The sequence below is a fragment of the Kribbella italica genome (assembly GCF_014205135.1).
In the GTDB taxonomy this organism is placed as follows: domain Bacteria; phylum Actinomycetota; class Actinomycetes; order Propionibacteriales; family Kribbellaceae; genus Kribbella; species Kribbella italica.
This window is the reverse complement of the sequence record NZ_JACHMY010000001.1, coordinates 7,723,318-7,747,213: the sequence shown is the minus strand read 5'-3', so window position 1 is coordinate 7,747,213 and position 23,896 is coordinate 7,723,318. Positions and strand designations below refer to the sequence as shown.

General features: G+C 68.1%; 27 protein-coding genes. 7 read left to right on the top strand and 20 right to left on the bottom strand.

Annotated elements, in window-relative coordinates; translation table 11 throughout:
* Positions 1 to 108 precede the first annotated feature (108 nt).
* The 14 genes from HDA39_RS36240 to HDA39_RS36175 form a co-directional block, all read right to left on the bottom strand.
* Positions 109 to 477 carry a hypothetical protein gene (locus tag HDA39_RS36240; RefSeq protein ID WP_184803014.1) on the bottom strand — a complete coding sequence of 123 codons (369 nt, stop codon included), beginning with the start codon at positions 475 to 477 and terminating at the stop codon, positions 109 to 111.
* Positions 474 to 2,237 carry a type IV secretory system conjugative DNA transfer family protein gene (locus HDA39_RS36235; protein ID WP_184803012.1) on the bottom strand — a complete coding sequence of 588 codons (1,764 nt, stop codon included), beginning with the start codon at positions 2,235 to 2,237 and terminating at the stop codon, positions 474 to 476. The genes HDA39_RS36240 and HDA39_RS36235 overlap by 4 nt, the downstream gene beginning before the upstream one ends.
* Before the next feature lie 6 nt (positions 2,238 to 2,243).
* Positions 2,244 to 3,689 carry an ATP-binding protein gene (locus HDA39_RS36230; RefSeq protein WP_238356233.1) on the bottom strand — a complete coding sequence of 482 codons (1,446 nt, stop codon included), beginning with the start codon at positions 3,687 to 3,689 and terminating at the stop codon, positions 2,244 to 2,246.
* On the bottom strand, positions 3,686 to 5,119 hold the full coding sequence (locus HDA39_RS36225) for an SCO6880 family protein (RefSeq protein ID WP_184803010.1): 1,434 nt from the start codon (positions 5,117 to 5,119) through the stop codon (positions 3,686 to 3,688). The genes HDA39_RS36230 and HDA39_RS36225 overlap by 4 nt, the downstream gene beginning before the upstream one ends.
* Positions 5,116 to 6,396, bottom strand: a complete 1,281-nt coding sequence (locus tag HDA39_RS36220) for a TrbL/VirB6 family protein (protein ID WP_184803008.1) — start codon at positions 6,394 to 6,396, stop codon at positions 5,116 to 5,118. Before HDA39_RS36220 ends, HDA39_RS36225 begins: the two co-directional genes overlap by 4 nt.
* A gap of 10 nt (positions 6,397 to 6,406) precedes the next feature.
* Positions 6,407 to 6,754, bottom strand: a complete 348-nt coding sequence (locus HDA39_RS36215) for a DUF6112 family protein (RefSeq protein ID WP_238356232.1) — start codon at positions 6,752 to 6,754, stop codon at positions 6,407 to 6,409.
* Positions 6,751 to 7,695, bottom strand: a complete 945-nt coding sequence (locus HDA39_RS43955) for a CHAP domain-containing protein (RefSeq protein WP_184803006.1) — start codon at positions 7,693 to 7,695, stop codon at positions 6,751 to 6,753. The genes HDA39_RS36215 and HDA39_RS43955 overlap by 4 nt, the downstream gene beginning before the upstream one ends.
* Complete coding sequence (locus HDA39_RS36205; RefSeq protein WP_184803004.1) at positions 7,692 to 8,288, bottom strand: hypothetical protein; 597 nt, start codon at positions 8,286 to 8,288, stop codon at positions 7,692 to 7,694. The genes HDA39_RS43955 and HDA39_RS36205 overlap by 4 nt, the downstream gene beginning before the upstream one ends.
* Before the next feature lies 1 nt (position 8,289).
* Positions 8,290 to 8,451 carry a hypothetical protein gene (locus tag HDA39_RS36200; RefSeq protein WP_184803002.1) on the bottom strand — a complete coding sequence of 54 codons (162 nt, stop codon included), beginning with the start codon at positions 8,449 to 8,451 and terminating at the stop codon, positions 8,290 to 8,292.
* Positions 8,452 to 8,487: 36 nt separating this feature from the next.
* Complete coding sequence (locus HDA39_RS36195) at positions 8,488 to 9,234, bottom strand: hypothetical protein (protein ID WP_184803000.1); 747 nt, start codon at positions 9,232 to 9,234, stop codon at positions 8,488 to 8,490.
* Between the two features lie 105 nt (positions 9,235 to 9,339).
* Entirely contained in the window at positions 9,340 to 10,377 is a 1,038-nt protein-coding gene (locus HDA39_RS36190; RefSeq protein WP_184802998.1) for a toprim domain-containing protein, read from the bottom strand.
* A 218-nt stretch (positions 10,378 to 10,595) separates the two neighbouring features.
* Positions 10,596 to 10,841: a DUF2180 family protein gene (locus HDA39_RS44160; protein ID WP_184802996.1), complete on the bottom strand. Its 246-nt coding sequence runs from the start codon at positions 10,839 to 10,841 to the stop codon at positions 10,596 to 10,598.
* Positions 10,841 to 11,941, bottom strand: coding sequence for an ACR3 family arsenite efflux transporter (gene arsB / locus HDA39_RS36180; protein WP_184802994.1), 1,101 nt, complete (start codon positions 11,939 to 11,941; stop codon positions 10,841 to 10,843). The genes HDA39_RS44160 and arsB overlap by 1 nt, the downstream gene beginning before the upstream one ends.
* Positions 11,941 to 12,252: an ArsR/SmtB family transcription factor gene (locus tag HDA39_RS36175; protein WP_184802992.1), complete on the bottom strand. Its 312-nt coding sequence runs from the start codon at positions 12,250 to 12,252 to the stop codon at positions 11,941 to 11,943. The genes arsB and HDA39_RS36175 overlap by 1 nt, the downstream gene beginning before the upstream one ends.
* A 60-nt stretch (positions 12,253 to 12,312) precedes the next feature.
* Between HDA39_RS36175 and HDA39_RS36170 the strand changes: the two genes are divergently transcribed.
* Genes HDA39_RS36170 through HDA39_RS36150 form a run of 5 tightly spaced genes read left to right on the top strand, consistent with a single transcriptional unit; the run spans position 12,313 to position 15,903 of the window.
* Entirely contained in the window at positions 12,313 to 13,053 is a 741-nt protein-coding gene (locus HDA39_RS36170) for an arsenate reductase/protein-tyrosine-phosphatase family protein (protein ID WP_238356231.1), read from the top strand.
* The gene (locus HDA39_RS36165) at positions 13,050 to 13,721 is read left to right on the top strand and encodes an arsenate reductase ArsC (RefSeq protein ID WP_184802990.1); all 672 of its coding nucleotides are present in this window, start codon (positions 13,050 to 13,052) and stop codon (positions 13,719 to 13,721) included. Before HDA39_RS36170 ends, HDA39_RS36165 begins: the two co-directional genes overlap by 4 nt.
* On the top strand, positions 13,718 to 14,467 hold the full coding sequence (locus tag HDA39_RS36160; RefSeq protein WP_184802988.1) for an aquaporin: 750 nt from the start codon (positions 13,718 to 13,720) through the stop codon (positions 14,465 to 14,467). The genes HDA39_RS36165 and HDA39_RS36160 overlap by 4 nt, the downstream gene beginning before the upstream one ends.
* Positions 14,464 to 14,865: an arsenate reductase ArsC gene (locus HDA39_RS36155; protein WP_184802986.1), complete on the top strand. Its 402-nt coding sequence runs from the start codon at positions 14,464 to 14,466 to the stop codon at positions 14,863 to 14,865. The genes HDA39_RS36160 and HDA39_RS36155 overlap by 4 nt, the downstream gene beginning before the upstream one ends.
* A 54-nt stretch (positions 14,866 to 14,919) precedes the next feature.
* Positions 14,920 to 15,903, top strand: a complete 984-nt coding sequence (locus HDA39_RS36150; protein WP_184802984.1) for an arsenate reductase/protein-tyrosine-phosphatase family protein — start codon at positions 14,920 to 14,922, stop codon at positions 15,901 to 15,903.
* Here HDA39_RS36150 and HDA39_RS36145 read toward each other — a convergent pair whose 3' ends face one another.
* Together HDA39_RS36145 and HDA39_RS36140 are read right to left on the bottom strand one after the other, a co-directional pair.
* Positions 15,904 to 16,962, bottom strand: a complete 1,059-nt coding sequence (locus tag HDA39_RS36145; RefSeq protein WP_184802983.1) for an ArsO family NAD(P)H-dependent flavin-containing monooxygenase — start codon at positions 16,960 to 16,962, stop codon at positions 15,904 to 15,906.
* A 19-nt stretch (positions 16,963 to 16,981) separates the two neighbouring features.
* On the bottom strand, positions 16,982 to 17,341 hold the full coding sequence (locus tag HDA39_RS36140; protein ID WP_184802981.1) for an ArsR/SmtB family transcription factor: 360 nt from the start codon (positions 17,339 to 17,341) through the stop codon (positions 16,982 to 16,984).
* A gap of 92 nt (positions 17,342 to 17,433) precedes the next feature.
* Between HDA39_RS36140 and HDA39_RS36135 the strand changes: the two genes are divergently transcribed.
* Both HDA39_RS36135 and HDA39_RS36130 read left to right on the top strand, forming a co-directional pair.
* Positions 17,434 to 18,840, top strand: coding sequence for an FAD-dependent oxidoreductase (locus tag HDA39_RS36135; protein ID WP_184802979.1), 1,407 nt, complete (start codon positions 17,434 to 17,436; stop codon positions 18,838 to 18,840).
* Positions 18,841 to 18,896: 56 nt separating this feature from the next.
* Complete coding sequence (locus tag HDA39_RS36130; protein ID WP_238356230.1) at positions 18,897 to 20,069, top strand: MFS transporter; 1,173 nt, start codon at positions 18,897 to 18,899, stop codon at positions 20,067 to 20,069.
* Here HDA39_RS36130 and phoU read toward each other — a convergent pair.
* The 4 genes from phoU to pstB all read right to left on the bottom strand — a co-directional run bounded on the left by phoU (position 20,041) and on the right by pstB (position 23,884).
* Positions 20,041 to 20,691 (bottom strand): phosphate signaling complex protein PhoU, encoded by a 651-nt coding sequence (gene phoU / locus HDA39_RS36125; protein WP_184802975.1) that lies wholly within the window; start codon positions 20,689 to 20,691, stop codon positions 20,041 to 20,043. The two genes, HDA39_RS36130 and phoU, sit on opposite strands and share 29 nt — an antisense overlap.
* A 20-nt stretch (positions 20,692 to 20,711) precedes the next feature.
* On the bottom strand, positions 20,712 to 22,067 hold the full coding sequence (locus tag HDA39_RS36120) for an FAD-dependent oxidoreductase (RefSeq protein WP_184802973.1): 1,356 nt from the start codon (positions 22,065 to 22,067) through the stop codon (positions 20,712 to 20,714).
* Between the two features lie 81 nt (positions 22,068 to 22,148).
* Positions 22,149 to 22,967: a winged helix-turn-helix transcriptional regulator gene (locus HDA39_RS36115; protein WP_184802971.1), complete on the bottom strand. Its 819-nt coding sequence runs from the start codon at positions 22,965 to 22,967 to the stop codon at positions 22,149 to 22,151.
* Positions 22,968 to 22,984: 17 nt separating this feature from the next.
* On the bottom strand, positions 22,985 to 23,884 hold the full coding sequence (gene pstB, locus HDA39_RS36110; protein WP_184802969.1) for a phosphate ABC transporter ATP-binding protein PstB: 900 nt from the start codon (positions 23,882 to 23,884) through the stop codon (positions 22,985 to 22,987).
* Positions 23,885 to 23,896: the final 12 nt, after the last annotated feature.

Here is a 23,896-nt window from a genome sequence, read left to right as displayed (position 1 = left end):
GGCTAAGTCTGAGCGCTGCGATCCTCTGCATAGCAGGGCGACAGGGCGTGACTGGACTGGCAGCTTCGCGCGATGAAGCTCTTCGGCTAGGCGTTCGACCGGCCGCGATCAGACCTGCTGGTCAGCGCGGTGGCTGGTTCGCGAGCAGCCGAGACGGGATGACCACTCCCTCAGCCGGCGGAGGGCCAGGTCCAGTTCGCGGTGGAAGGTGATGGGCTCGGAGGGGGACGCGTCTTCTTGAAAGCAGGCTTCCCACAGGGAACGCAAGGCGGAGAGCTCCTCGACCAGATTCCCGTGCTCCGCCCAGCATGGGAGGACGACTTTGTGGTCGAGTTGGTATCGCTCGACCGCCCAGGTGACCCAATCCTGCAGGGCCGCAAGCTCCTCGGTGACCGCAGCCGGGTCGAGTGATTTCCAGCAGACGACCTGAGGCTCGAAGAACTGTTCGAGGTTGCTGACGAGGTCATCGTGGTTCATGATCGCTGCCCGTTGGCCTGGATGCTTCGCCGGATGGCCGGAGCGTCGGGCCGATCGCTCCAGGCTCTCAGCCTCAGAAGGATCGGCGGGGCGGTGCGGGCCAGGAGAATCCCGGTACCGAAGGGCAGGGTTCGTAAGGCGTCGGGGGGCAGGATCGGCATGCGGCGAGTGGTGGTGGACCAAGTTCGGCCGCCGTCGGGGGCGCGGCTCCAGTTGCGGAGTTCTTCGTCTCGGTCGCCACAGACGGCGGAGAGGTCTTGGAGGTCTCGGGGTTGGGCCGACCCGCCGAGGATGAGGCGGAGGGTGGCGGCGTCCCACATGGCCGCGGCGGCTTGTTCGCCCCAGCGGTCTCTGGCCTGGGCCAAGGACTGGATGACGACGAGCGTGGAGATGCCGTTCCCGCCCCCGTCAGCCATGAGAGAGGGCAGCGAGGGCACAGCGCAGAGATTGGCGATTTCGTCGAGGACCAGCGCCAGCGGGGGTTCCATTCGGCCTCCTTCTTGGTGGGCAGCGATCTGGCGCGCTGTTTCAGTGATGTCCTCGAGCAGGGCGGCGATGAACGCCGAGGTGGCGCTGGCGCCAGCTCCGGTGCCGAGGAGATAGATGGTGCCTTTGTCGGCGAGGAAGGTCTTGGGGTCGAGGCCTTCGCCGGGTGGTGGGTCGAAGGCTCGGCGTACGGCGGGGTCGGCGAGGGCTGAGAGTGCGGAGCGGACGCCGGCCCAGATGGCGTCGCGGGTGCGGCCGTCCATGCGGACGATGCCGTCGAGGGTGTCGCCCCAGCCTTCGGCGGCGTCGCCTGAGTGGTTGAGGATGGTGACGGCTTCGATGGCGGAGGCTGGTTCGAGGCCCCAGCGGTAGAGGCGGTCGATGCCGGTGTCGTCGATGGCGGCGGCGTGGAGGAGTCCGCGCAGCGCCATTTCGGTTTGGCCGTGCCAGAAGGCGCCGTCGGTGACGCCGCCTTTGGCGAAGCCGGCGCCTGCGGCGAGGCCGGAGGCGCGGACGATGGCGGTGGTCGGGTTCTCGCAGCCGCGGACGGGTGACCAGCGGATGCCCTCGGCCTTGCTGAGGCCTTGGGGGTCGAAGACCGCGACCGGGCCGGCCGCTCTGCGCGGGCCGAGAGTTGCGACGAGGTTGTCGGGTCGGGTGGAGGTGGTGACCACTGCGCCGGGGGCGTCGAGGATGGCGTTGATGACGATGTGCAGGCCTTTGCCGGACCGGGGTGGGCCGACGAGGATCTCGGAGTCTTCGACCGAGGACCAGCACTCGCGGCCTCGGGAGTAACCGCGGAGAACGCCGACGTCCTCGGGTCGTGGGTTCTTGAGGCATGGTCTGGCTGAGCGGCCGCGGCGCAGTACCTGGCGACGGCCGACGGCGTGCTCGACGTCGGCGCGGGTGGCCAGACCGGGGCGGGACGTGAGATGCCCAGTCCTGCCGCGCGTACTTGCCCGACGGTGCTGCCAGATCCGCGACGCGGCGGCGCCAACGCCAACGGGTGTGGCGATGAACAACGCCACGACCGCCCAGTACAACGTGGGTCCGAACGGTTCGGCCTGGAGATCGAAGGCTCGGGCTGGGTGTGCCGGGTCGATCAGAACTCTGAGGCTCGAGGGCAAGGGGGTGCTGATCCACTCTCCGGTCGTGATCAGGCTGCTCAGTCCGCCGGCCGTCCTGAGCATCATCGCGCTGGCGGCGACGACTACGAGCGCGATGATTGCGAGATCGATGTTGCTGCCGCCTTGGGTGGGGTTTCTGTTGAGCATCGATGCCTACATCCGGGCGTCGGTGTCGAAGAGTTCAACTTCACGGGCGTGCCGTACGAGCTGTACGACGAACGAGCGGTCCGGCAGGCGCCACAGGGCGCGGCCTTTGGGGAGCTTGGCGATGGTGGCGATCTCGACGTCGGTGAGGCCGAGCAGGGTCGCGGTCCGGGCGAGCTGGTCGGGTTCTTGGCGAAGCATGATCCGGGTCGAGCAGTCGGCGAGGAGGCCTTCGGCCAGGGCGCGGGCTTCGGAGCCGAGGTCGCCGACGGCGGCCAGGTCGGACAGGCGGTGGATGATGAGGACGTTGGAGACTCCCCAGGCTCGGGACAGCTTCCATTGCTCCTGCATCCTGCGTAGCAGGGCGGGGTCGCGCATCACGCGCCAGCCTTCGTCGTACACGATGAAACGTTGCCCTCCTGACGGGTCGGCCACGGCAGCTTCCATCCAGGAGGAAGCGCACGCCAGTGCCAGGCGCAGGGCGTGGTCGTTGCCGCCGGAGCCGATGCGGGACGAGTCGAGGGAGACCATCGGGAGCGTGGCGTCGAACTCGGTGGTGGATGGGCCGTCGAACATGCCGGACAGGTCGCCGTGGACGAGTCGACGGATGGCGTGGGCGACTTCGCGGCCGTCTTCGAGCACCGAGTTGGTCTGGAGGCCGACCCTGCGTGCGTGGTCGTCGTCGGGAGCGAACAGTGCGGTGACCACGTCGGGAATGGTTGGCGCCGGACGGTCGGTGGAGGCGGTCTCGAGGGCGAGGTCGAGTGCGGTGTGCTCCACGGCGGTCATCGGGCGGCCGAGGGTGGATTCGGCGAGGGTGCCGAGGAGTGCGCGGCGTCGGGACCAGACGATCTTGTGCCATTCGTCGGGCAGTACGGCGGTGGGCCGGGTGCCGGCGTCGAGTGGGTTGAGGCGCGTCGGCAGGCCGGGGCCGAGTTGGATGGCGACTCCGCCGACTGCTTCGGCGACGGCGGTCCACTCGCCTTTCGGGTCGCACGGGACGTAGGCGCGGTGGCCGAGGGCGATCGAGCGGGTGATGAAGGCCTTGGCGGTTGAGGATTTGCCGCTGCCGATGACGCCGGCCAGGAGCAGGTTCGGGTTGGTGATGACCTTCGCCTGGTAGAGGACCCAGGGGTCGTAGACGAACGATCCACCGCTGAAGATGTCGGATCCGATGTAGGTGCCGTCGGCACCGAGTCCTCCTTCGGCGAGGAAGGGGTAGGCGGCGCGCAGTATCCGCGTCGTGGCTCGGTGAGAATCCACGAGCAGCGGAATGGCATGCCGGGCGTCGTACGGAGCTCTCGCCGGTTCGACGAATGCCTCGAAGGTCCCGCGTTCGCGGACCGTGCTGGTAGGTGAGTCTGCTCGGAGGAGCTCGGTGTTCTTACGGCTTGCGCGCCGAGCGGCTCTGTCCAGGCCGCTCGGCTCGTACGAAGCGACGTCTCTTCTGTTCATCGCAGCCCCGTTCCGAACGGCAGGGTGGTCGCGAGAAACCCGTCGAGCTGCTGGCCGACCAGGCGTCGCAGGTCGATCAGCGCTCGGGCAGCGGCGATTTCCATCTCGGTGCAGGCTTCGTCGAGCTTCTCCTCGTCGTCCGCAGAGACCGCAAGCAAACCGATCCATCGAACATCGCCGTGCCCGGCGGCCAGGTCTTTCTCGCGCTGGGCTACATCGGCATCGAGCTGGCGATCTTCCTCGGTCTCCAGTTGGCCGATCTTGCGTCGGGTGGCCCGCTCGGTGGCGCGGTCGACCTGGTGGCGGCGGGCGTCGCGCAGCGCCTTCCCGACCGGGATCGGCTGAAGGACAAGGGAGAAGGTCCGACGTACGCCGGGCTTCAAAAGGAGTGGCCCGAGGAAGGCCGGGGTCGCTTTCACGCGCGGCCACTCAGTCACGATGTAGACGCGGTGGACGGACGAGTCTGTCCGCAGTTGATCCCAGCCGGCATCGATCGCCAACGGACCGGCGCCCGAAGGGTCCAGCGCCTCGAGGCTGGGGATCGTGCGGGTCGCCGAGGGATCGAACGCGACGCGCAGGCTCATCGCCAGCTCGGGGGCGTTCAGCCAGCATCCGGCGACTCCTGCCGCGGCGAGGCTGATTTCGAAGCCACGGGCTTCGGCTTCCAGCACCGTCATGGCGCCGGCGGCTCCCCCGCCGTGCTTGCGGACCTCCTTCGACACTGCGTCCAGATTCAGCGTGAACGCGAACAGCGTCTCGTGCCGTGCCGGCGCGGGGGCCGCGTGCTTGAGGAGATCGCGGTAGATCGCTCCGGCGGGCTGGGTCGGGTCGAGCCGTCGTTGCTGCGCCCACCGGCTCAGCCCATCGCCGGGGTCGGGGAGCGTGCGTTCGAGGATTTGCGCGCGGACGATCCGGCTGCTCTGGCACAGGCCGGCGATCAGTTGTCCGTACGCCGTGACGCGGCGGTCCTGCTCGTCGCTGTTCTGCAGCAGGTGCGCCGGTCCCTCGATGCGGGCCACCGCGGTGAGCCGCCGGCGGCGGGGGTCGTGGACGGCGGCGATGGTGGCGGTTGTGTCGAGGATCTTCAGGGCGCTCTCGGTGCCGGGCAGGTGCAGCGATCCGTGCGCGCGTGGACGGGTGAAGGAGGCTCGGTAGGACTGCTGCTTCTTCGCGATCCGGAGTACGTGCAGCGCGCGGAGCAGGATCCAGCGGTACGACGGAAGATCCTCGATGCGAGCCAAGGCCGCGACCGCGCAACCGGTGGAGACCGCGATACAGGCCATCCGCCCTGCCGGGCTCGAATCGGCGATGAGTGACAGCACGAGCAGGAGGATCGCGAGCGCCAGCAGTGCGACCTGGATCGGTCGCAGGCCGAGCAGCACGGTGTTGCGTTCAGGTCTGGGGAAGCGGGCCGCCATCGTGGTCGTCATCCGCGGTCCTCTCCGATATCGGTGGTCGATTCGTCGCCTGGCGCACTCGAAGCACGGTTGTCCGCGGCCGGTGCGTCGACGGAGACTTCGCTCGAGGCGACGGCGATAGCTGTCGAGCCTTCCGCGCCGTCAGCGGCTGATGCTGTTGGCGCCGGTGCGGGCGGTGCGTCGCTGCTGGTGGCCCGCTCGGCAGCGCTGCTTGAGTCGCCTGAAGACGAGCCTCCAGAATCACCGGACTTCGTGGCGTCGGCTTCTGCCCGGTCGATGATCGCGTCGTCGGTGTCGACCCCGTCGGTGCCGTCGCCGACGACGGGCGACTCGTCCTTGTCGAGCGAGGTGCCCAGGTGTTCTGCACCCCAGTGCTGGGCCTTCTCGACACTGTCCCGCGCCGCCGCGGCACCGACCGAACCTTGCTGGATCGCGCGGGCAGCGGTATGTCCTTGGTCGCCGGCCCAGTGGATGAACGAGAACGTCGCCGCGGGTGCGAAGGCAGCCATGGCGACCAGGAGAACGCCGGCCAGGAACGTGCTCAGGTTCGCGGGGTTGTTGCCCTGGTCCGCGGCGCCGGTGGCCGACAGACCGAGCGCGAAGACGACCGCCATCGCGATCTTCGAGAACAGCAGCGCACCGATGACTTCGATCCAGCGGCGCAGCCAGTGCCGAGTCGCCGACCAGGTCCAACTCGCCAACGCGATCGGAGCGAACACGACGAAAGCGACAAGCGCCACTTCTCGAAAGAGGAGCACGAAGTAGAGGGCGAACAGGGCAACGAGCGCGAGCAGGACGGCCAGCAGGAGGAACCCTCCGAGTGACGCCGTGGTCAGCAACGTGCTGATGTCGGTGAGCCGCTTCATCCCATCCGCAGTCGCACGGTTGCCCAGGATGGCCAGCGATATCTCGTCGGCGATCGCCCCGCAGGAGCTGATCACCGCGACGGCGAGCGGCACCCCCGCCGTACCGACCACAGCGCCGACCAAGGCGCGGCCGACCTTGCGTGGTTCGCGTTGGACTACGGCCGATATGCATTGCAAGACGAACAGGGCAACCAGGATCGGCAGCGAGATCGTGACGATGAGGGCGAGGTTGGTCTGCCACCAGTCCTGGTCGAATCGTGGGGTGGTGCCGGTGCTGAAGGTCTGGAAGACCGTGGCGGCAAGGTCCCCGAGGCCGCTCGCGGTCCACTTGAGGAACGACTCCCAGACCGAGTTCGCGGCCGAGTTGCCGACGTCGGATACGACGCAGCTGACGGGGTTGATGAGGCAGTCGGACCAGCTCATCGCGGCCACCTCAGCTGATGCTGATGCCGCTGGCCCAGCGGACGATGGTGTTGGCCGAGCCGATGAGGATCGCGCAGCCTGCGGCGACCAGGCAGCCCGTCTTTCCGTTGCCTGCGTAGTGCGAATTGCCCTTGAAGCTGCCCAGCGCCCAGGCAGCGGCCGAGATGACGAAGCCGGCCACGCAGATCACCAGACCGAAGGTGACCAGGGCGCCGGCCATCTGCTTCAGCGCTGACAACCCCGGCAGGCCGTTGGAGTTCGGGGTGACGCCAGGGTCTTGGGTGGCGATCGTGATGAGGAGTCTGTCGCGAACGGGCGCGAGGAATGTGGACATCGTCCAGCCCTTCTCGTTGGTCATGTTGAGGTGCTTTGGTAGATCGGCGGCGCCCAGCCGAGGTATGTGGCGTTCCACTCGGTCTCGATGGTGGTGAGGTCGACGAGGTAGACGCCGCCTTCACCCGGGACCTGGTCGTTGATGTCGTTGGAGACGATGCGGCCGTCGCCGACGTACACGGCGACGTGGCCGTAGAGTCCGCCGGTGTCCCAGAAGACAAGGGCGCCGACCGGGGGTTGCCGGTCGACGTGGGCGTTGCCGGACGCAACCATCTGCGACCACTGCTCAGCAGCTGAGGCATAGCCGGCGCGCGGGCGGCCCCAGATGTTCGCGGCTAGCCGGGCGCAGAGTTGGTAGTAGCCGCGCTGCCCCACCAACTCCAGCGCCCGCGTGACGGCAGCCTGCGCGCCTGGCAGTTCACCGTCGTCGACCGCCGGGGTCGCTGGCCCACAAGGCGAATCAGCCGACGATCCGGACAGGCGTTGGGCGCGGGCGTAGTTGGCCTTGTAGTTGGAGCCGTCGCTGAACGCCGACCGCTGGACCTCTTGGGCCGCGAGCCACGGGTCCATTTCCAGCCACCCGGGCACGTTGAGCAAGGCGGTGTAGAACAGGACCGAGGCCCCTTCGGGATCCATCCGTACGGCGAGTGGTCCCCAGCCGTTGCGCTGCTGGAACAGCCCGCGCGAGTCCGGGCCGGCCGTGTCGCCGTGGCCCAGGTTTCGCAGCGCCGACTCGGTCAGAGCGGTCATCACCGCGATGACCTTGCCTTCCGGGCTGACGCGCAGCTGATCACCGGTCGCCAACACGACCGAGAGGTTCGACTGCTGCTCAGCGTCGAGGCTGACCTCGCCCGCACCCGGAACAGCCACGCAGGCACTCGACCCGCCCCTGGCTGCCGCGATCGGCGGGACCAGCGCGACCCCGAGGACGAAGCACACACCGGCCAGAGCTGCTTTGACGATCACAACGGTCCCTCGGCCGTCGCGGACCAGAATCGGCACTGCGGCGTACAGACCACGGCCACAGTTACCGACCGCGAGGTGATCCGGGGTTCGCCGTCGATCACGTTGGTCTGCTGGCCCCGTACGGCGAAGCCGTGCCAGCCCTCGGGAGTGCCAGGTCTCTTCCCGAGGCGGACCAGCTCCGGCGGGGTCTCCGCCGACACATCGCTCACGGAGGCTTTCGCGTTGTGCAGGTCCAGTTGCTCCCACTGCCCGAAGTCCGGCAGCATGCTGCCGGCCACCCGCGGCCCGCCCTCATCCATCGGGTCGGCGAACATTTTGGCCGCGTTCTGCCAATCGAAGTAGCCGTGCACCGTGGTGTCGTAGGTCCAGATCGCCGTCGCGTACGCCGAGGCGTACACCTTCGGATCGGTGGTCTCCGGGCGCTGCCACGCGTCGAGCCATGGCTTGCCCGCGTCGCCGCTCTGAGTCGCCGTGACTTGCGGCTGTTCTTTCGATGGCCGCTGCCAACGGGCGACGGTCACGGCGATCAGTGTGAGGAGCACCAGGCCGGCGGCTGCCAGGACAACCAGCTTGGATCGCAGGATTCCTGCCATGTCAGCTTCCACCTCCAGGTCGGCGCGCCAGGCGCTTCTGGATCGAGGCCTCGACCGGCGCCGGGATGATCCAGACAGCGCGCAGGATGCGCAGGTACAGGCGGGCTTGCCAGCGGTAGTAGCGGACAAGCCAGTGGGTACGTCGGGGACTGTTCGTCGTCATGCCGGACTCAACGGCTGGGCGTCCGGCGGTTTGCACCTACGCCGTCCTGGCCAGACCAGGGCTCGACGATTCGGCAGACGGCGGGACCGCGGAAGCGCGACAGGTGCCCCGCCTGCCTCCGCTGAAGGTGGCGTCCATGCCGGCGGCCGCGGCCAGCCATCGGCGGACCAGCGGATCGCTGAACACCTCAGCGCGGTGCTGGCCTGTCGCCAGCCGGGCCACCGCCGACCGGTTGGCCGCACCTCCGCGCAGCAGCCAGGCGATGCCCTCGGCCTGACTTGTCGCGATGCCGGTGCTCACCAGACGGCTTCGGATGGCCGAGCGCTCGAGCCGAGGGCCCTCAGTGGCGACCATCAGAATCCGCCGGGCGGTCCACTCAGGTAGACCCATCCGGGTCAGTTCGACAGCGACCGCTTCGAGCAACGGGCCGAGCTCCGTCATGACTCGGACATCCGCCCGATCGGGCAGCACCTGCATCAGAGGATGACGCTGGCGCCGTAGCGCCTCAGCACGGACGGAGTCAGCCAGCCGCCACCGCACGGTGTTGGCCAAGTAGCCCCACGACGCTGTCACCTCTGGCCGGGCGGCCAGGATCTTGCACCGCTCCCACGCGATGACCCGAGCACGCTGCGCCGCTTCCTCTGCCCCGAGGGCCGCCTTGGCCCGGCTCGGGAGGAAGGCGATGATTCGTTCCTCGATGCCTCGGGCCAGTTCCTCCGAGATCTCGGGCTCCCACTTCGATGCCGCCGCATCAGCGAGCAGCTCCTGCAATTCGATCGTCATTGCTTGCTCCCCACATTCACCGTTTGTGATCTGTGGGGAAAATCTGGTGCTTGAAGCAACGACTCAGAACCCGGATTCAGAGGTCCAGGAGTCCTGAACCGGCACTCACATCTGGATCACATTCGCCGGCGGATCAGGCTCCGAACGCAGCGGTTCGAGGCGCCGCGTCTGACGTTTCGAGGCAGTCTTGCCATGGGCAGCGAGAACCTCCCTCGACACTGTTTGCGGATCGAGGTTCAGCACCCGGGAGAGCCGCTGCACCTCGTCCGCAATCAGGCTGGTTGGCAACCGCGGCACCAGACCGGCCACCGCACGAAGCGCACCGACCCGGCCGCTCACGTGGTCGAGGACCCGGTCCCAGCGACCGAGCTCCAGCTCGATCACCAGACTCACGAGTGGCCGCGTGTTCTCGAGCTGGCCCCGAAGTCGCCTCTGCCCATCTTCGGAGCTGTAGATCTCCGACGGGTCTTCGCCATCAGGCAGATCTGCGACCAGGACATTCCGGAAGCTCCGGCTCAGCAGATCTAAATGCCGTACGGCGGCCAGCCTGCCACTGCTGTCTCCATCCAGGGCGACAATGACGGAGTCGGTTCCCGCGTAGCACTGAATGATCCGAACCTGAGCCTCGCTCAGCGCGAGGCCGCACAGCCCGATACCCGCCCATCGGGAACTGGTACCGCTTGCAGAACCCACCGCAAGGGCATCGAACGGGGCCTCGACCAGGACCGGAACAGCACCGTTCTCCAGCAGGCGCCTCTGCTGCGCGACACCGAACAACGCCTCCGCCTTGCGGTAAATCGCGGTGGTCGGCGAATTGAGATGCTTCGCAATCCCTCCACGGCCACGGCTGGCGAACCCCACCAGCCGCAGATCGATGTCGTGCACCGGAAACACGATCCGGTCCCGAAACCGATCGATCAGGTAGCCCTTGCGAGTGGCAACGACCAACCCAGCCGCCACCATCGTCTGCTCGTCGAATCCCCCGCTCCGCAAGTGATCAACCAGATGGGCCCACGCGTCCGGCGCATACCCCACCGCCCACCGCGACCCCGGCTCCCGCACATGATCAAGCCGGCGCGACTGCAGATGGCGCCGCGCCCACCCTTTGGGTCGCAGTCTCAGTTCCGTGCGGAAAAACTCCATGGCCGCAACCTGCGCCTGGACCAATCGCTCGTGTGCAACCTCCACAGATCGCGCCTTCCCGTAGTCCGGCACGCCCTCGAACCAGAACCCGACGTACTTCGTCGGGTCCAGCCTTGGGAAGCAACGGACCTCACGGAACCGCGATCACCACATCCAGGAGTACCGGGATTCGGCGTCATGCGGGGACAGCGGAACGCTCAGCGACGGAAGGCGGGAAGTCAGCGCCCTGCGGGGACGGCCTGGGAGCAGCAGGTGGAGAACGCCTGTCGTGCCAGCGCACACACCGGGCACAGGAGGCGACGGGCCGGCGGAGTGACGGTGATTTGCTGGGCGATCGGCCGGGTGCACGTCAGGCTCTCGGAGATCGCCACCGTGTGGTCCGCACACACGGCAGCGCCGCAATGGCTGCAGATGGCGCTGGCGGGGCTCACTTGCTGCGCGGCCTGGCACTCATGACACTCCATCAGCTCTCCCGGGATGTAGGGGTGGCCTGCCGATCGCCGCGGAACGAGCGGCGGAGAGCGAGGGAGACGTAAACCAGGGCCACAAGTACCGGCACCTCGATGAGCGGACCCACCACCCCCGACAATGCCTGACCGGACGTCACGCCAAAGGTTGCGATCGCGACGGCGATGGCCAGCTCGAAGTTGTTGCCGGCGGCAGTGAAGGCGAGCGTGGCGGTGCGGTCGTAGGCGAGGCCGGCTGCCTTACCGATGGCGAAGCTGCCGAACCACATCACCGCGAAGTACACGAGCAACGGCAGGGCGATCCGGGCGACGTCCAGTGGCTGCGAGGTGATCGTCCTGCCCTGCAACGCAAAGAGGATCACGATCGTGAACAGCAGGCCGTAGAGGGCCCAGGGGCCGATCCGCGGCAGGAACTTCTGCTCGTAGCCGGTGCGGCCGAGCCGCGCCTCGCCGACCCGGCGGGTCAGGTAGCCGCCCGCGAGCGGGATGCCGAGAAACACGACGACATTGAGGGCGATGTGCCAGACCGGAACGTCCAGGCCCTGGCCGTCGCCGAGGCCGAGCCACTGCGGCAGCAGATCGAGATAGAACCACCCGAGCAGGCCGAAGGCCACCACCTGGAACACCGAGTTAAGGGCCACCAGGACAGCAGCGGCTTCGCGGTCGCCGCACGCGAGGTCGTTCCAGATGATGACCATGGCGATGCACCGCGCCAGACCGACGATGATCAGACCGGTGCGGTACTCGGGCAGATCGGCAAGGAAGATCCAGGCCAGAGCGAACATGACGGCCGGACCGAGGACCCAGTTGATCACCAGCGACAGGATCATCAGTCGCCTGTCGGCCGTGACGGCGTCGAGCTTGTCGTAGCGGACCTTGGCCAGCACCGGGTACATCATCAGCAACAACCCGAGGGCGATCGGTAACGAGATCCCACCGACCTCGAGCTTCGCGAGAGCGTCGTTCAACCCGCCGACGACGCGGCCCAACGTCAAGCCGACGGCCATCGCCGCCAAGATCCACACAGCCAGAAAGCGATCGAGCGTCGACAGTTTCGCAACGACCTTCGCGTCCGCTGTGTTGAGGGTCTGCGTCACTAGCACGCTCTCTTTCGATCGTCGGCGATGGTCTTCCGGGCGGTCTCGGCCAGGCCGCCGAACAGCGATGCGAGGCTGTCGAGCACCTCGGGGCGCAGCTTGTAATAGGTGAAGCGGCCGCACGGTTCGGTCTCCACCACTCCGGCCTCGCGGAGCAGCCGCAGGTGATTGGACAGGTTCGTCTGTCGCGCACCCGTCTCGGTCATCAGGTGCGTCGTGCAGAGCGTCTCCTGCGCGAGCAGGCCGACGATCCGAAGTCGCAGCGGATCGGCCAGTACTCGAATCAGATCAGCTTCGGCTGATATCAGCATGCACTGATGCTTGCATGTCAGTACTCACTGATGCAACTTCCGGCCCACCGAGTCCTCAGATTGACAGCGACGGATAGCTCAGTGACTATTGAGGCAATGAACATTGAGGAGAAGTCCAGGATCAAGCGGGCGCGGGTACATGCCGCCCTCGGGGATCCCGCACGGCTGGCCGTCGTCGACACGTTGATGGTGGGAGACGCGGCCCCCAGTGAGCTGGGCGCGCTTCTCGAGATGCCGACCAATCTCGTCGCCCACCACCTGAAGGTCCTGGAAGAAGCCGACCTGGTGGTACGCACGCGATCCGAGGGAGACCACCGGCGCACCTACGTTCGGCTGGTCCCCGAGACGCTGGCGATCGTCACGAGCCCTTCACTGACCGAGGTGCCACGCGTGGTGTTCGTGTGTACGCACAACTCGGCGCGGTCGCAGTTGGCCGCGGCGATCTGGGCGCGGCGCAGTCATGTACCGGTGGCATCTGCCGGCACTCGGCCGGCAGAGCGGGTGCATCCGCGGGCGCTGAAGGTTGCTCGACGCCACGGTCTCGACACCGACGCGTGGCGGACGGCTCAGGTGGACGACGTCGTGAGCAGCGACGATCTGGTCATCGCCGTGTGCGACATCGCCTACGAGGACCTGCCGGTCGAGGCGCGGCCACGAGTGCACTGGTCGGTGCCCGATCCCGCACCGACCGACACCGATGCGGCCTTCGAGGCCGCCTACAGCGAACTCGCCGGCCGCATCGATCGGCTGGCGCCACTGGTCTCGTCCACCGAGGCGAAACGCCCGAGGAGCAAGTCATGACCGAAGTCCCCGGCTACAAACGCGAAGACCTCTCCATCGACCAGCACCTTGCCTTGCGTACGGCGGCCTCCCGGCTGGGGGAACAGTTCACCGGGATCTACGGACCGGAGACGATCGAGCGGTTCCTGCACTCCAGCTACGACCAGTTCGCGACCGGCAGCACCGTCCCGAACTTCCTTCCCCTGCTGGCCGAACGATTCGCCCGCCAGCGGCTGACCGCGCTGGCCAGAGTGGAAGGCCACCATGACGACGGCCGTCCGGTGGTGCTGTTCCTCTGCGTCCACAACGCCGGCCGGTCCCAGATGGCTCTCGGCTTCTTCGAGCACCTGGTCGGTGACCGTGCGATCGCCTGGTCGGGTGGCTCGGAGCCAGGGATCGAGGTGAACGACGCCGCCGTCGCATCGATGGCCGAGCGCGGGATCGACATCTCCACCGAGTACCCCAAGCCCTGGACCGACGAAGTAGTGCGCGCCGCGGACGTCGTGATCAGCATGGGATGCGGCGATGCCTGCCCGATCTTCCCCGGCAAGCGGTACGAGGACTGGGTACTCGACGACCCAGCCGGACTCGACGTCGCCGCCATCCGGCCGATCCGCGACGAGATCGAACGCCGGGTCCGTCAGTTGCTCAACGAGATCAACGTCCCGGCCGCGGCGGGTCGCGAGTGAACACCATCCCCTTGTGGCGACGCTCGGTCGCCGAAGGAGTCGGGACCGGACTGCTGGTGACCGTCGTGGTCGGGTCCGGCATCGCCGCCGCCAAGCTGTCGCCCAACGACATCGGGCTGCAACTCCTGGAGAACGCCTTCGCCACCGCACTGGGCCTCGCCGTCCTCATCCTGATGATCGGACCGGTGTCCGGCGCGCACTTCAACCCGGTCGTCTCGGCGGTCGACTGGTGGATCGGACGACGCAGCGGCGCCGGCCTCACACCGCGCGACCTGGCCGCCTACATCCCTGCGCAGATCATCGGCGCAGCACTCGGCGCCGTACTGGCCAATCTCATGTACGCCGAAGCGGCAGTGTCCTGGTCGACCACAGATCGCAGCGCGGGCCATCTTTGGCTCGGCGAGGTGGTTGCGACCGCGGGCCTGATCGTCTTGATCTTCGCCCTCGCGGCATCCGGGCGAGCCTCGGTCGCGCCCGCGGCCGTCGGCGCGTACATCGGCTCGGCGTACTGGTTCACCTCCTCGACCTCCTTCGCCAACCCGGCCGTCTCGATCGGCCGCGCCTTCAGCGACACCTTCGCCGGAATCGCACCGGGATCGCTGCCAGGCTTCGTGATCGCACAGGTGATCGGAGCCGCCGCCGGCGTAGCACTTCTCAGACTGCTCTACCCCACGGCCGGACGAGCGGCCGATGATGTTGTCACACCCCACACCGAAAACCCTGCGAGTACTGGAGTATCTCCGTGAGCAAGCCAAGCGTTCTGTTCGTCTGCGTCCACAACGCCGGCCGGTCCCAGATGGCCGCCGGATGGTTGCGGCACCTCGCCGGCGACACGGTCGAGGTACGGTCAGCCGGATCCGCGCCCCGCGACCAGATCAACCCGATCGCGGTCCAGGCGATGCAGGAGGTCGGAATCGACATCACCGGCGCGGTCCCCCAGCGCCTCGAGACCGAGACCGTGCGCGAGAGCGACATCATCGTCACCATGGGCTGCGGCGACGCCTGCCCGATCTTCCCGGGCAAGCGGTACGAGGACTGGGAGCTCACCGATCCGGCCGGGCAGCCGATCGAGGTCGTCCGTCAGGTGCGCGACGAGATCCGCGCCCGGATCGAGAAGCTCGTCGGCGAACTGCAGGCCGCATGACGCCGTCCACCCCGGCACATTGACCACTACATAGACGACTGTGAATATAAAGCCATGTCGAATCCGTCTCTGCGGCCATCGGTGATGATGCCGTTGTCGCGGGAAGACGCAGAGCGGCGTGCGGCCCAGCTCGGTGTCGTCGCGGATCCGACCCGGCTACGGCTGATGAGTCTCGTCCTGACCCACCCGGCCGGCGAGGCGAGCGTTGGCCAGCTCGCCGCGGAGTTCACCCAGTCACCGACCGCCATCAGCCAGCAGCTGCGATTGCTGTGTGAAGCGGACCTGCTGACACGGGAGCGACGGCAGTCGTCGAACTACTACCGGCCGACCCATCACGCGGTGGAGCAGTTGGCGACCTTGCTCGGGGTGGAGACACCCGAGCAAGGTCCGGCCCGCGAGTCGACGGTCGACCTGAGCGCGGCTGTTGTCGACCGTCAGCTCGAGCGCATCTCCGACCAGCTGGCAACCCGCTTCACCGGCGTCTTCTCACCAGCGACGGTACGGCGGTACGTCGGCGAGAGTTACACCATGCTGGCCGACCGATCCCGCGTACGAAGGTTCCTGCCGTCCCTGACCGCGAGCTTCGCCGCCGAGCGGCTGGCCGCACTGGCGAAGGCACAAGGCAAGGCCCGTGGCTCGGTCCCCGAGGTGCTGTTCGTCTGCGTTCGCAACGCCGGCCGGTCACAGATGGCGGCCGGCTTCCTGAACCAGCTGGCCGGCGACCGCGTCCTCGTCAGATCGGCCGGATCGTTGCCTGTGGCACTCGTCGACGCCAACGTCGTCACCGCCATGGACGAAGTCGGCGTACATCTGGGCGGCGCCTATCCGAAACCACTGTCCGACGAGATCGTCCGCGCGGCCGACGTCGTCGTGACGATGGGCTGCGGCGACGCTTGTCCGGTCTACCCGGGCAAGCGATACCTCGACTGGCCGGTCGAGGATCCCGAGAACCGGCCGCTTCCCGTCGTACGGCGGATCCGCGACGAGATCGATCAGCAGGTCAGAGACCTCGCGGCCGAGCTGCTTACGCCTGCGTGATCAGAGGTCGGCGACCAGGTCGCGGGCCGTGCGGCCTGCTCCGATGAGCGTGGCCGAGGCCGGTCCCGTCCAGTCGCCGTAGCCGATCAGGTGCAGGCGAGGCTCCTTGATCGCGTGGGTTCCGTCCGTGGGGATGGTGCCGTCCGCTCCGCGCAGGCCGAGGGGTGCGAGGTGACCGAGCGCCGGCCGGAAGCCGGTGCACCAAATGATCGCGTCGTACGGCGACTCGGTGCCGTCGCGCCATCGAACACCGTGCTCGACCAGCCTGGCGAACGGTTCGCGAGCCTGCAGTACGCCGCGATCACGGGCCTTGCGAACGCTCTCGACCATCACGATGTCGCCGAGCCCGGAGACGCCACCGCTGTCGGCTTCGCCGAGCTGCCGCGCACGATGCCTCCTGGTCGCGATCTCGAACAACGCCCGGCCGTCGACGTCGTCGGGAAGGAACTGCGGCGGGCGCAGGGTCACCCAGGTCGTGTCGGCAACCTCGGAGACCTCGGCGAGGATCTGTGCGGCCGAGTTGCCGCCGCCGACGATCAGGACGCGCTGACCGGCGAAGCCGACTGCGTCCCGATACGAAGCAGTGTGCAACTGCCGCCCGGCGAACGATCCTGGGTACGTCGGGATGAAGGGTCTCGACCACGTGCCGGTCGCCGAGATCACCTGCTCGGCCAGCCACTCACCAGCGGTACTGCGGACCGCGAGGCGCTCGCCCTCGCGGCTCACGGAGTCGACCGCGGCGGAGCGACGTACATCGAGCTCGTAGCGCTTCTCGTACCGCGTCAGGTAGTCGACGACGTGCGCCGCTAGCGGGTAGCCGGAATCACCGGTCCACCGCGGCATCATCCAGCCGGGCAGCGACGAGTACTGCGTGGGAGAGAACGTCCGCAAGGTCGGCCACATCCGCGCCCAAGCGCCGCCGGGCTGCTCGACTGCGTCGAGGATGACGAAGTCCTCGCCGGGCACCAGCCCGGAGCGACGCAGGGAGAAGCCGGTGGCCAGTCCCGCTTGACCGCCACCGATCACGACGACGCGGATCTCGCGTGGAGGCGACGTCACGCCGGTTCTGTACCGAGCATCAGCCCGCGGCCGGGGCCGGAACCGACAGCAACGTCGACATCCAGGTCAGGCGCTCGGGCAGCACCCAGTAGTACACCCAGGTGCCGCGGCGCTCGCAGTCGACCAGTCCGGCTTCGCGCAACACCTTCAGGTGATGGGAGATCGTCGGGCCCGAAACGTTGAACAGCGGGGTGACGTCACAAACACAGACCTCCCCGGGAGCCGACGCGATGATCGACATCAGCCGCAGCCGGATCGGGTCGGAGAGCGCCTTGAACACCGACGCACCTTCGACCGCGGCGGCACTGTCGAGGGCCGCGTCCATGATCGGGACGCAGCACCCGCCGACGGGTTCGAGCGAGAGCTGCTGTTTTGACATGTGTCTATCTTGACTTATGTCTAATCAAGAGGCAAGGTGGGGCTCGTTGATTAGATGATCATCAACTCAGGACAGTCTTTGGAGACAGACCCATGAGCGTTTCATCGAAGGACCTGCCGGTAGTCGTCATCGGCGCCGGACCGGTGGGGCTGGCGGCCGCGGCCCACCTCGCCGACCGCGGGCTGCAGTTCGTCGTACTGGAGTCCGGCCCGGGCGTGGCCGCGGCGATCGACGAGTGGCGGCACGTGAAGCTGTTCAGCCCGTGGCGCTACGACATCGACGGCGCCGCCCGCCGCCTGCTCGAGCAGACCTCCTGGATCGAGCCGAACCTGGACGACCTGCCGACCGGCGGCGACCTCATCGACGCCTACCTGGCGCCGCTGGCCAAGACCCCGCAACTGGCCGACCGGATCCAGTACGGCGCCCAGGTGACCGCCGTGACCCGAGTCGGCTTCGACCGCATCCGTACGGCAGGTCGCGAGCAAGCTCCCTTCCTGGTGCGCCTGGCCGACGGCGAGGAACTGCTCGCTTCCGCGGTGATCGACGCCGCCGGCACCTGGCGCCGGCCGAACGTCCTCGGCGGCTCGGGCATCCCCGCCCGCGGCGAGGCCGAACTCGCTGACGCCGTCTCGACCGCACTCCCGGACGTCTTCGGGCGTGACCGCGAGCGCTTCGCCGGCCGCCGTACGGCGGTCGTCGGAGCGGGCCACTCAGCCTCCACCACACTGCTCGAACTCGGCGAACTGGCCGACAACGAGCCGGGCACCGAGGTGCTCTGGGTGGTCCGAGGCGAGGACCAGGCCCGGACGTACGGCGGCGGCGACGCCGACGAGCTCCCGGCCCGCGGCGCGCTCGGCGCCCGGCTGAAGAAGCTCGTCCGGTCAGGCCGGGTCGAACTGGTGAGCAGCTTCCGCATCGAGTCGATCTCCCGTACGGCGGACGGCCGGGCCGAGCTGGCCGCGGGCGAGCGCCGCGTGGTGGTAGACACGATCGTGAACTCCACCGGCTTCCGCCCCGACCACGACATGGTCGGCGAGCTGCAGCTCGACCTGGACCCGATCCTGGGCTCGACCCGGGACCTGGCCCCGCTGATCGACCCCAACCAGCACTCCTGCGGCACCGTGCCGCCGCACGGCGTCGACGAGCTCCAGCACCCGGAACCGGGCTACTACGCCGTCGGGGCGAAGTCGTACGGCCGGGCACCGACCTTCCTGCTGGCGACCGGCTACGAGCAGGCCCGCTCGGTGGTCGCCGCACTAGCCGGAGACTGGGAAGCCGCCCGCGACGTACAGCTCAATCTCCCCGAGACCGGCGTCTGCTCGTCGAACCTCGCCTTCGGCGGCTCGGCCGACGAGGCCGCCGGCGGCTGCTGCGGACCGGCCCCGGAGGCGGTCACGATCAGCGCACCGGCCGGCCGCGGGTTGGCCACCGGCATCAGCGGTGGCCTGCTGACCGTCGTCGAGTCCAAGCCCACCACACAGTCGGGCTGCTGCGGCTGATGTCCTCCGGTCCAGGTCTGGCGGTGGAGACCGACGTCAGACCTGGACCAAGGCGCTTGATCAGCGCACTCGCCGCGACGCAGACCGTCGGGTACGGCGTTCTCTACTACGCCTTCAGCGTCATCCTCGGCCCGATGAGCGACGAGCTGGGCATCTCGACCGCGACGGCGGCCGGTGCACTCACCGTCGCGGTTCTCGTGTCCGGCCTGCTGTCGATCCCGGTAGGACGGTGGCTCGATGCCCGGGGCGGTCATGGGTTGATGACCGTCGGTTCGGCAGTCGGCGCACTGGCCGTCCTGGGGTGGTCGCAGGTCCGGACCGTCGGAGGGCTCTATGCGGTCTTCATCCTGATCGGTGTTGCCTCGGCCATGGTGCTGTACGAGCCGGCGTTCGCCGTGATCGTGGCCGTCACCAGTCCCGCACGGCGAGCGAAGGCTTTGCTCGCCGTGACCTTGGTCGCCGGGTTCGCCAGCTCGATCTTCATCCCGCTCACCGGGCAACTGGTGGCGAGACTGGAATGGCGCTCCGCCCTGGTCCTGCTGGCCGTTCTCCTGGCAGCCGTCACTGTGCCTTCGCACGGGCTGGCGTTGCGCCGGACCCGTACGAGCGCCGACCGAGTTGCACCCCACGGCCGCCCGGCGCCCAGCCGGGCGCTCCGCGATCCCGCGTTCTGGTTGCTCGCAGCAACCTTCGTGCTGCACGGCGCCGCCCTCGCCGTCATCGCCGTCCACCTCGTGCTGTACCTGATCAGCCTCGGTCATCCGGCCGCCTTGGCCGCGACGCTCGCGGGTCTCCTCGGGCTGCTGTCGGTCACCGGGCGCGTGGTCACCACGGTGTCGACACGCTGGTTGCCGATGGCCACCATTGCCGGGGTGATCTTCGTCGTCCAAGGCGCAGCACTGTCGATGCTCCCGGTCGTCGGCCGGCACGTGCTCGGAGCCGTCGGCTGCCTCGTCCTGTTCGGCCTCGGCTTCGGCGTTGCCTCGATCGCGACGCCCGCCATCCTGCTCGACCGGTACGGCGCCAGCGGGTACGGCACGATCGCCGGCACCCTGGCCGCGCCCGTGCTGGTGGCCCGAGCATCGGCGCCGCTCGGCGGCGCCCTGATCGCGGCAGCCGCCGGCTACCGGATCCTCGTCGTCATGGTTGCCGGCGCCTGCGTCGTGGCGGGCCTTCTGCTCCTCCTGGTGTCGCGCCTGCCTACTGCGAGGCAGGCATCTCACCCGTGACGAGGAAGATGATGCGCTGCGCCATCGAGACCGCGTGGTCGGCGATGCGCTCGTAGTACCGGCCGAGCAGAGCAAGGTCGACGGCGACCTCCACGCCGTACGGCCAGGCGGCGTCCATCATCTGCCGGAACTGACTGCTGCGGAGCGTGTCCATCTCGTCGTCGGTCGACTCGATCCGCTGCGCGACCGAGACGTCGCGGGTCTTGATGACCTCGCCCGCCTGGTCGACCATCCGCTGAGCGACCCGGCCCATGTCCTCGATCAGGCCGTGCAGCTCGACCGGGATGGCCGCGGCGGGATAGCGCATCCGGGTGATCTTGGCGACGTGGGCCGCGAGGTCACCCATCCGCTCGAGGTCCGCCACCATGCGCAGGGCCGCGACGAGCATCCGCAGCTCCACAGCGACCGGCGCTTGCAGGGCCATCAGGTCGAAGATTTTCTCCTCGACCACCTCGCCAGCCAGGTCGAGCTGGGAGTCGGCGGCGATCACTTCTTCGGCTGTGCCGAGATCAGCGGTGAGCAGCGCGCTGGTCGAGCGCCGTACGGCGGTCGAGACGATCCCGGTCATGCGTTCGAGCTCGGTCAGGACCTCGTCGAGCTGCTGGTGGTACTGGTCGCGCATGTCTGCCTCCATGGTGCCGGTTACCGCGCCGCTAGCCAGTTCTGCGCGGCAACCTGGATGGCGTCCCAGGGGCTTCCCAGGGGCGGTGTGTAAGCGAGGTCAAGGTCGAGAAGCTGTTCGACGCTGAGCCCGTGCTGCAGCGCGACCGCGTAGGTGTCGACCCGCTTGGCGATCTCGGCTCCGTGCGTGCCGACAAGCTGTGCACCGAGCAAGCGGCCGGTCTCCCGGTCCCCGGTCAACCTGACCTGGATCGGCGTCGCCCCGGGGTAGTAACGCTTGTGGTCGTCGGCGGTGGTCTGCACGGTGAAGGGCACGTATCCGGCCGCCGACGCCTCCTGGTCACGCAGGCCGGTGGCGGCGACCACCCGCTCGAAGACCCTGACGACCTGGGTGCCGACGATCCCGGCGAACTCTTTGGAGCCACCGGCCGCGTTCTCACCAGCGATCCGGCCCTGCTTGTGCGCAGTGGTGCCGAGCGGGACGTAACTGGGTTCGGTGAGCAGAGCGTGATGGGTGTGGACGCAGTCCCCCGCGGCCCACACATCGGGAACGTTGGTCCGCATCTGCCGGTCGACGACGATCGCGCCCCGATTGTCCAGCTCTACGCCGGACGCCGCGGCCAGCGCGGTAGCAGGCTTGACCCCGCTGACGACGAGGACGGCGTCAGCGCTGCGTTCGCCGTCCGCGGCAACGACGGTCAACCCGTCGCCCTCGCGTCGCAACTCCGTCACGGTCGTGCCGCACCGGACCTCGACCCCGTGTGCTTCGAGCTCGGCAGTGATCTCGGCAGCAAGCTGCTGGTCGAGCGTGCGAGGCAGGACGTTGTCGAGGCGCTCCAGGACAGCGACGGCGACGCCGCGGTTGGTGAGCGCTTCGGCCATCTCGATCCCGATGTAGCCCGCGCCGATGATCACGACCCGTCGTACGCCGCGGCTCTCGAGATCGGCGTCGAGGCGTCGCGCCTCACCCATGGTGTGGAGCAGGTGGACACCGTCGGCCGGACCGAGAGAGTCCAGGCCGGCGATCGGCGGGCGCAGCGGATCGGCGCCCGTACCGATGACCAGCCGATCGAAGGTCAGCTCGACCGGGCAGTCGGGCGTGGTCGCGGTGACGCTCTTGGCGGTCGGGTCGACAGCGGTGACCGTGTGGTTGATCCGCACGTCGATACCGCTCGCTGCGATGTCCGCCGCCGTACGGTGGGCCAGATCGCGCCAGTCGGGCACCTCGCCGGACAGGTGGTAAGGGATCCCGCAGATCGAGAAGTTCGGGTACTCGTCGGCGAGCAGCATCGTCACGGTGCTGTCCGGTGCGTACTCGCGAGCCCGCAACGCCGCACTGATCCCCGCGTCGGAACCTCCCACGATCAGAATCCGCATCTGTTCCCAGCTCCCATCGCCGTCCAGTGAGTTTGCCTCAGGCAATCAAAGCAGGGAGGCGCAGAGCTTCCGTGCCGGTCATCATTGGGCGAACTCCTGACCGACATCAGGTGCCACGCCACCGTGGCGTGGCACGGGCGGAACCTTGAACTGGTAGCCGATCCCGCGGACCACCTTGATCCACTCCGGCCCGTGATCGTCACCGCTCAGCCTCTTCCGCAAGCGCATCACGTGGACGTTGAGCGTGTTGCTGCGGACCGTGGCCTGTTGTCCCCAGACCGCGTCGAGCACCTCCTGCCGGGTCACCAGGGCACCCGGGCGTTCAGCGAAGAACCTCAGCAGGAGGAACTCCATCGGCGGCAACTCGACCTGCCGGCCGTCGAGCCACATCTGCGGAACCGCGCCGTCGACCCGAAGCCTGCCCAGATCGACGGCCAAGGGCCGCAGGTCGACCTGATTCGGCACCGGCGCGAGGGAGCTGATCAGCGCGAGCAACTCCCGGATCCGGTACGGCCGGGGAATGACGGCACTGGCGCCGGCGTCGCTGGCGCGACTGGTGAACTCGTTGCCGCCCAGATCCGCGCCAACGATGATCGGCTGCAGCGGGTCGTCGGTGCGGACGATGGTGAGGAACTCGATCGGGTCCAGAAGCCCCGCGCACGGCCCGAGCAGGATCACGTCGGGGCACAACCTGCCGACGTGCAGCAGAGCCTCGGCCGCGTCGCTGCAGACATGGACGTCCAGCGGCTGGTCGGCCGCGACCGCCAGCAACTCGTTCACCTCGTCGCCGTGGTCGACGACCAGCACCGAGACCCGGAAGTGCACGTTCCGGTGGGCCGGATGACCAGATCGGCGACGGGCGCGGATGGGCTGGGCATGAGGCTCTCGGGCATCCGTCATCGGGGTCGCCATGCCGATCAGCCGAACCGGCCGGTGATATAGGCCTCCGTGCGCTGGTCGGACGGGTTGCCGAAGATCTTGCTCGTGTTGTCGAACTCGACCAGGCGGCCGGTGCGCTGCCCGTGCTCGTCGGCGGCGGCGGTGAAGAAGGCCGTGCGATGAGAGACGCGGGCGGCCTGCTGCATGTTGTGCGTGACGATGATGATCGTGTACGTCTTGGCCAGCTCGACCATCAGGTCCTCGATCTTCGCAGTCGCGATCGGGTCCAGCGCCGAACACGGCTCGTCCATCAAGATCACCTCGGGACTGGTCGCGATCGTCCGCGCGATGCACAGCCGCTGCTGCTGACCGCCGGACAGCCCGTACGCACTCTGCTTCAGCTTGTCCTTCACCTCGTCCCACAAGGCCGCACCGTGCAAAGCCTTCTCGACCACCTCGTCCATGTTCTTGGTCTTCATCCCGGTGACCCGCGGACCGTAGGCGACGTTGTCGTAGATCGACTTCGGGAACGGGTTGGGCTTTTGGAACACCATGCCGATCCGGCGGCGGACCTCGATGACGTCGACGCCCGGCGCGTACATGTCCACGCCGTGGAACCTCACGTCCCCCATCACGTGGGCACCGGGAACCAGGTCGTTCATCCGGTTCAGGCACCGCAGCACGGTCGACTTGCCGCAGCCGGAGGGACCGATCAGCGCCGTGATCTCCTTGCTGCCGAAGACCATGTCGACCCCCGACACCGCGAGGAACTTCTCGTAGTACACCTCGAGGTCGTGCAGTTCGATCACGCCGTCGGGTTCGGCCGAGGGCGATCGGTGGTTGGCGCGGTCACCGAGTTCGACATGGATCTCGTGCGGTGCACCGACCGCGCCGACCGTCTCGGGAACGGTGGCGAGGTCCGGTTCGACGTTCGTCATGGAGCGGTCTCC

Coding starts and splice junctions, on each gene's coding strand:
- HDA39_RS36240 (WP_184803014.1), bottom strand. CDS start 477: ATGAACCACGATGACCTCGTCAGCAACCTCGAACAGTTCTTCGAGCCT.
- HDA39_RS36235 (WP_184803012.1), bottom strand. CDS start 2,237: ATGCTCAACAGAAACCCCACCCAAGGCGGCAGCAACATCGATCTCGCA.
- HDA39_RS36230 (WP_238356233.1), bottom strand. CDS start 3,689: ATGAACAGAAGAGACGTCGCTTCGTACGAGCCGAGCGGCCTGGACAGA.
- HDA39_RS36225 (WP_184803010.1), bottom strand. CDS start 5,119: ATGACGACCACGATGGCGGCCCGCTTCCCCAGACCTGAACGCAACACC.
- HDA39_RS36220 (WP_184803008.1), bottom strand. CDS start 6,396: ATGAGCTGGTCCGACTGCCTCATCAACCCCGTCAGCTGCGTCGTATCC.
- HDA39_RS36215 (WP_238356232.1), bottom strand. CDS start 6,754: ATGACCAACGAGAAGGGCTGGACGATGTCCACATTCCTCGCGCCCGTT.
- HDA39_RS36205 (WP_184803004.1), bottom strand. CDS start 8,288: ATGGCAGGAATCCTGCGATCCAAGCTGGTTGTCCTGGCAGCCGCCGGC.
- HDA39_RS36200 (WP_184803002.1), bottom strand. CDS start 8,451: ATGACGACGAACAGTCCCCGACGTACCCACTGGCTTGTCCGCTACTAC.
- HDA39_RS36195 (WP_184803000.1), bottom strand. CDS start 9,234: ATGACGATCGAATTGCAGGAGCTGCTCGCTGATGCGGCGGCATCGAAG.
- HDA39_RS36190 (WP_184802998.1), bottom strand. CDS start 10,377: ATGGAGTTTTTCCGCACGGAACTGAGACTGCGACCCAAAGGGTGGGCG.
- HDA39_RS44160 (WP_184802996.1), bottom strand. CDS start 10,841: ATGGAGTGTCATGAGTGCCAGGCCGCGCAGCAAGTGAGCCCCGCCAGC.
- HDA39_RS36175 (WP_184802992.1), bottom strand. CDS start 12,252: ATGCTGATATCAGCCGAAGCTGATCTGATTCGAGTACTGGCCGATCCG.
- HDA39_RS36165 (WP_184802990.1), top strand. CDS start 13,050: ATGACCGAAGTCCCCGGCTACAAACGCGAAGACCTCTCCATCGACCAG.
- HDA39_RS36150 (WP_184802984.1), top strand. CDS start 14,920: ATGTCGAATCCGTCTCTGCGGCCATCGGTGATGATGCCGTTGTCGCGG.
- HDA39_RS36140 (WP_184802981.1), bottom strand. CDS start 17,341: ATGTCAAAACAGCAGCTCTCGCTCGAACCCGTCGGCGGGTGCTGCGTC.
- HDA39_RS36135 (WP_184802979.1), top strand. CDS start 17,434: ATGAGCGTTTCATCGAAGGACCTGCCGGTAGTCGTCATCGGCGCCGGA.
- phoU (WP_184802975.1), bottom strand. CDS start 20,691: ATGCGCGACCAGTACCACCAGCAGCTCGACGAGGTCCTGACCGAGCTC.
- HDA39_RS36120 (WP_184802973.1), bottom strand. CDS start 22,067: ATGCGGATTCTGATCGTGGGAGGTTCCGACGCGGGGATCAGTGCGGCG.
- HDA39_RS36115 (WP_184802971.1), bottom strand. CDS start 22,967: ATGACGGATGCCCGAGAGCCTCATGCCCAGCCCATCCGCGCCCGTCGC.
- pstB (WP_184802969.1), bottom strand. CDS start 23,884: ATGACGAACGTCGAACCGGACCTCGCCACCGTTCCCGAGACGGTCGGC.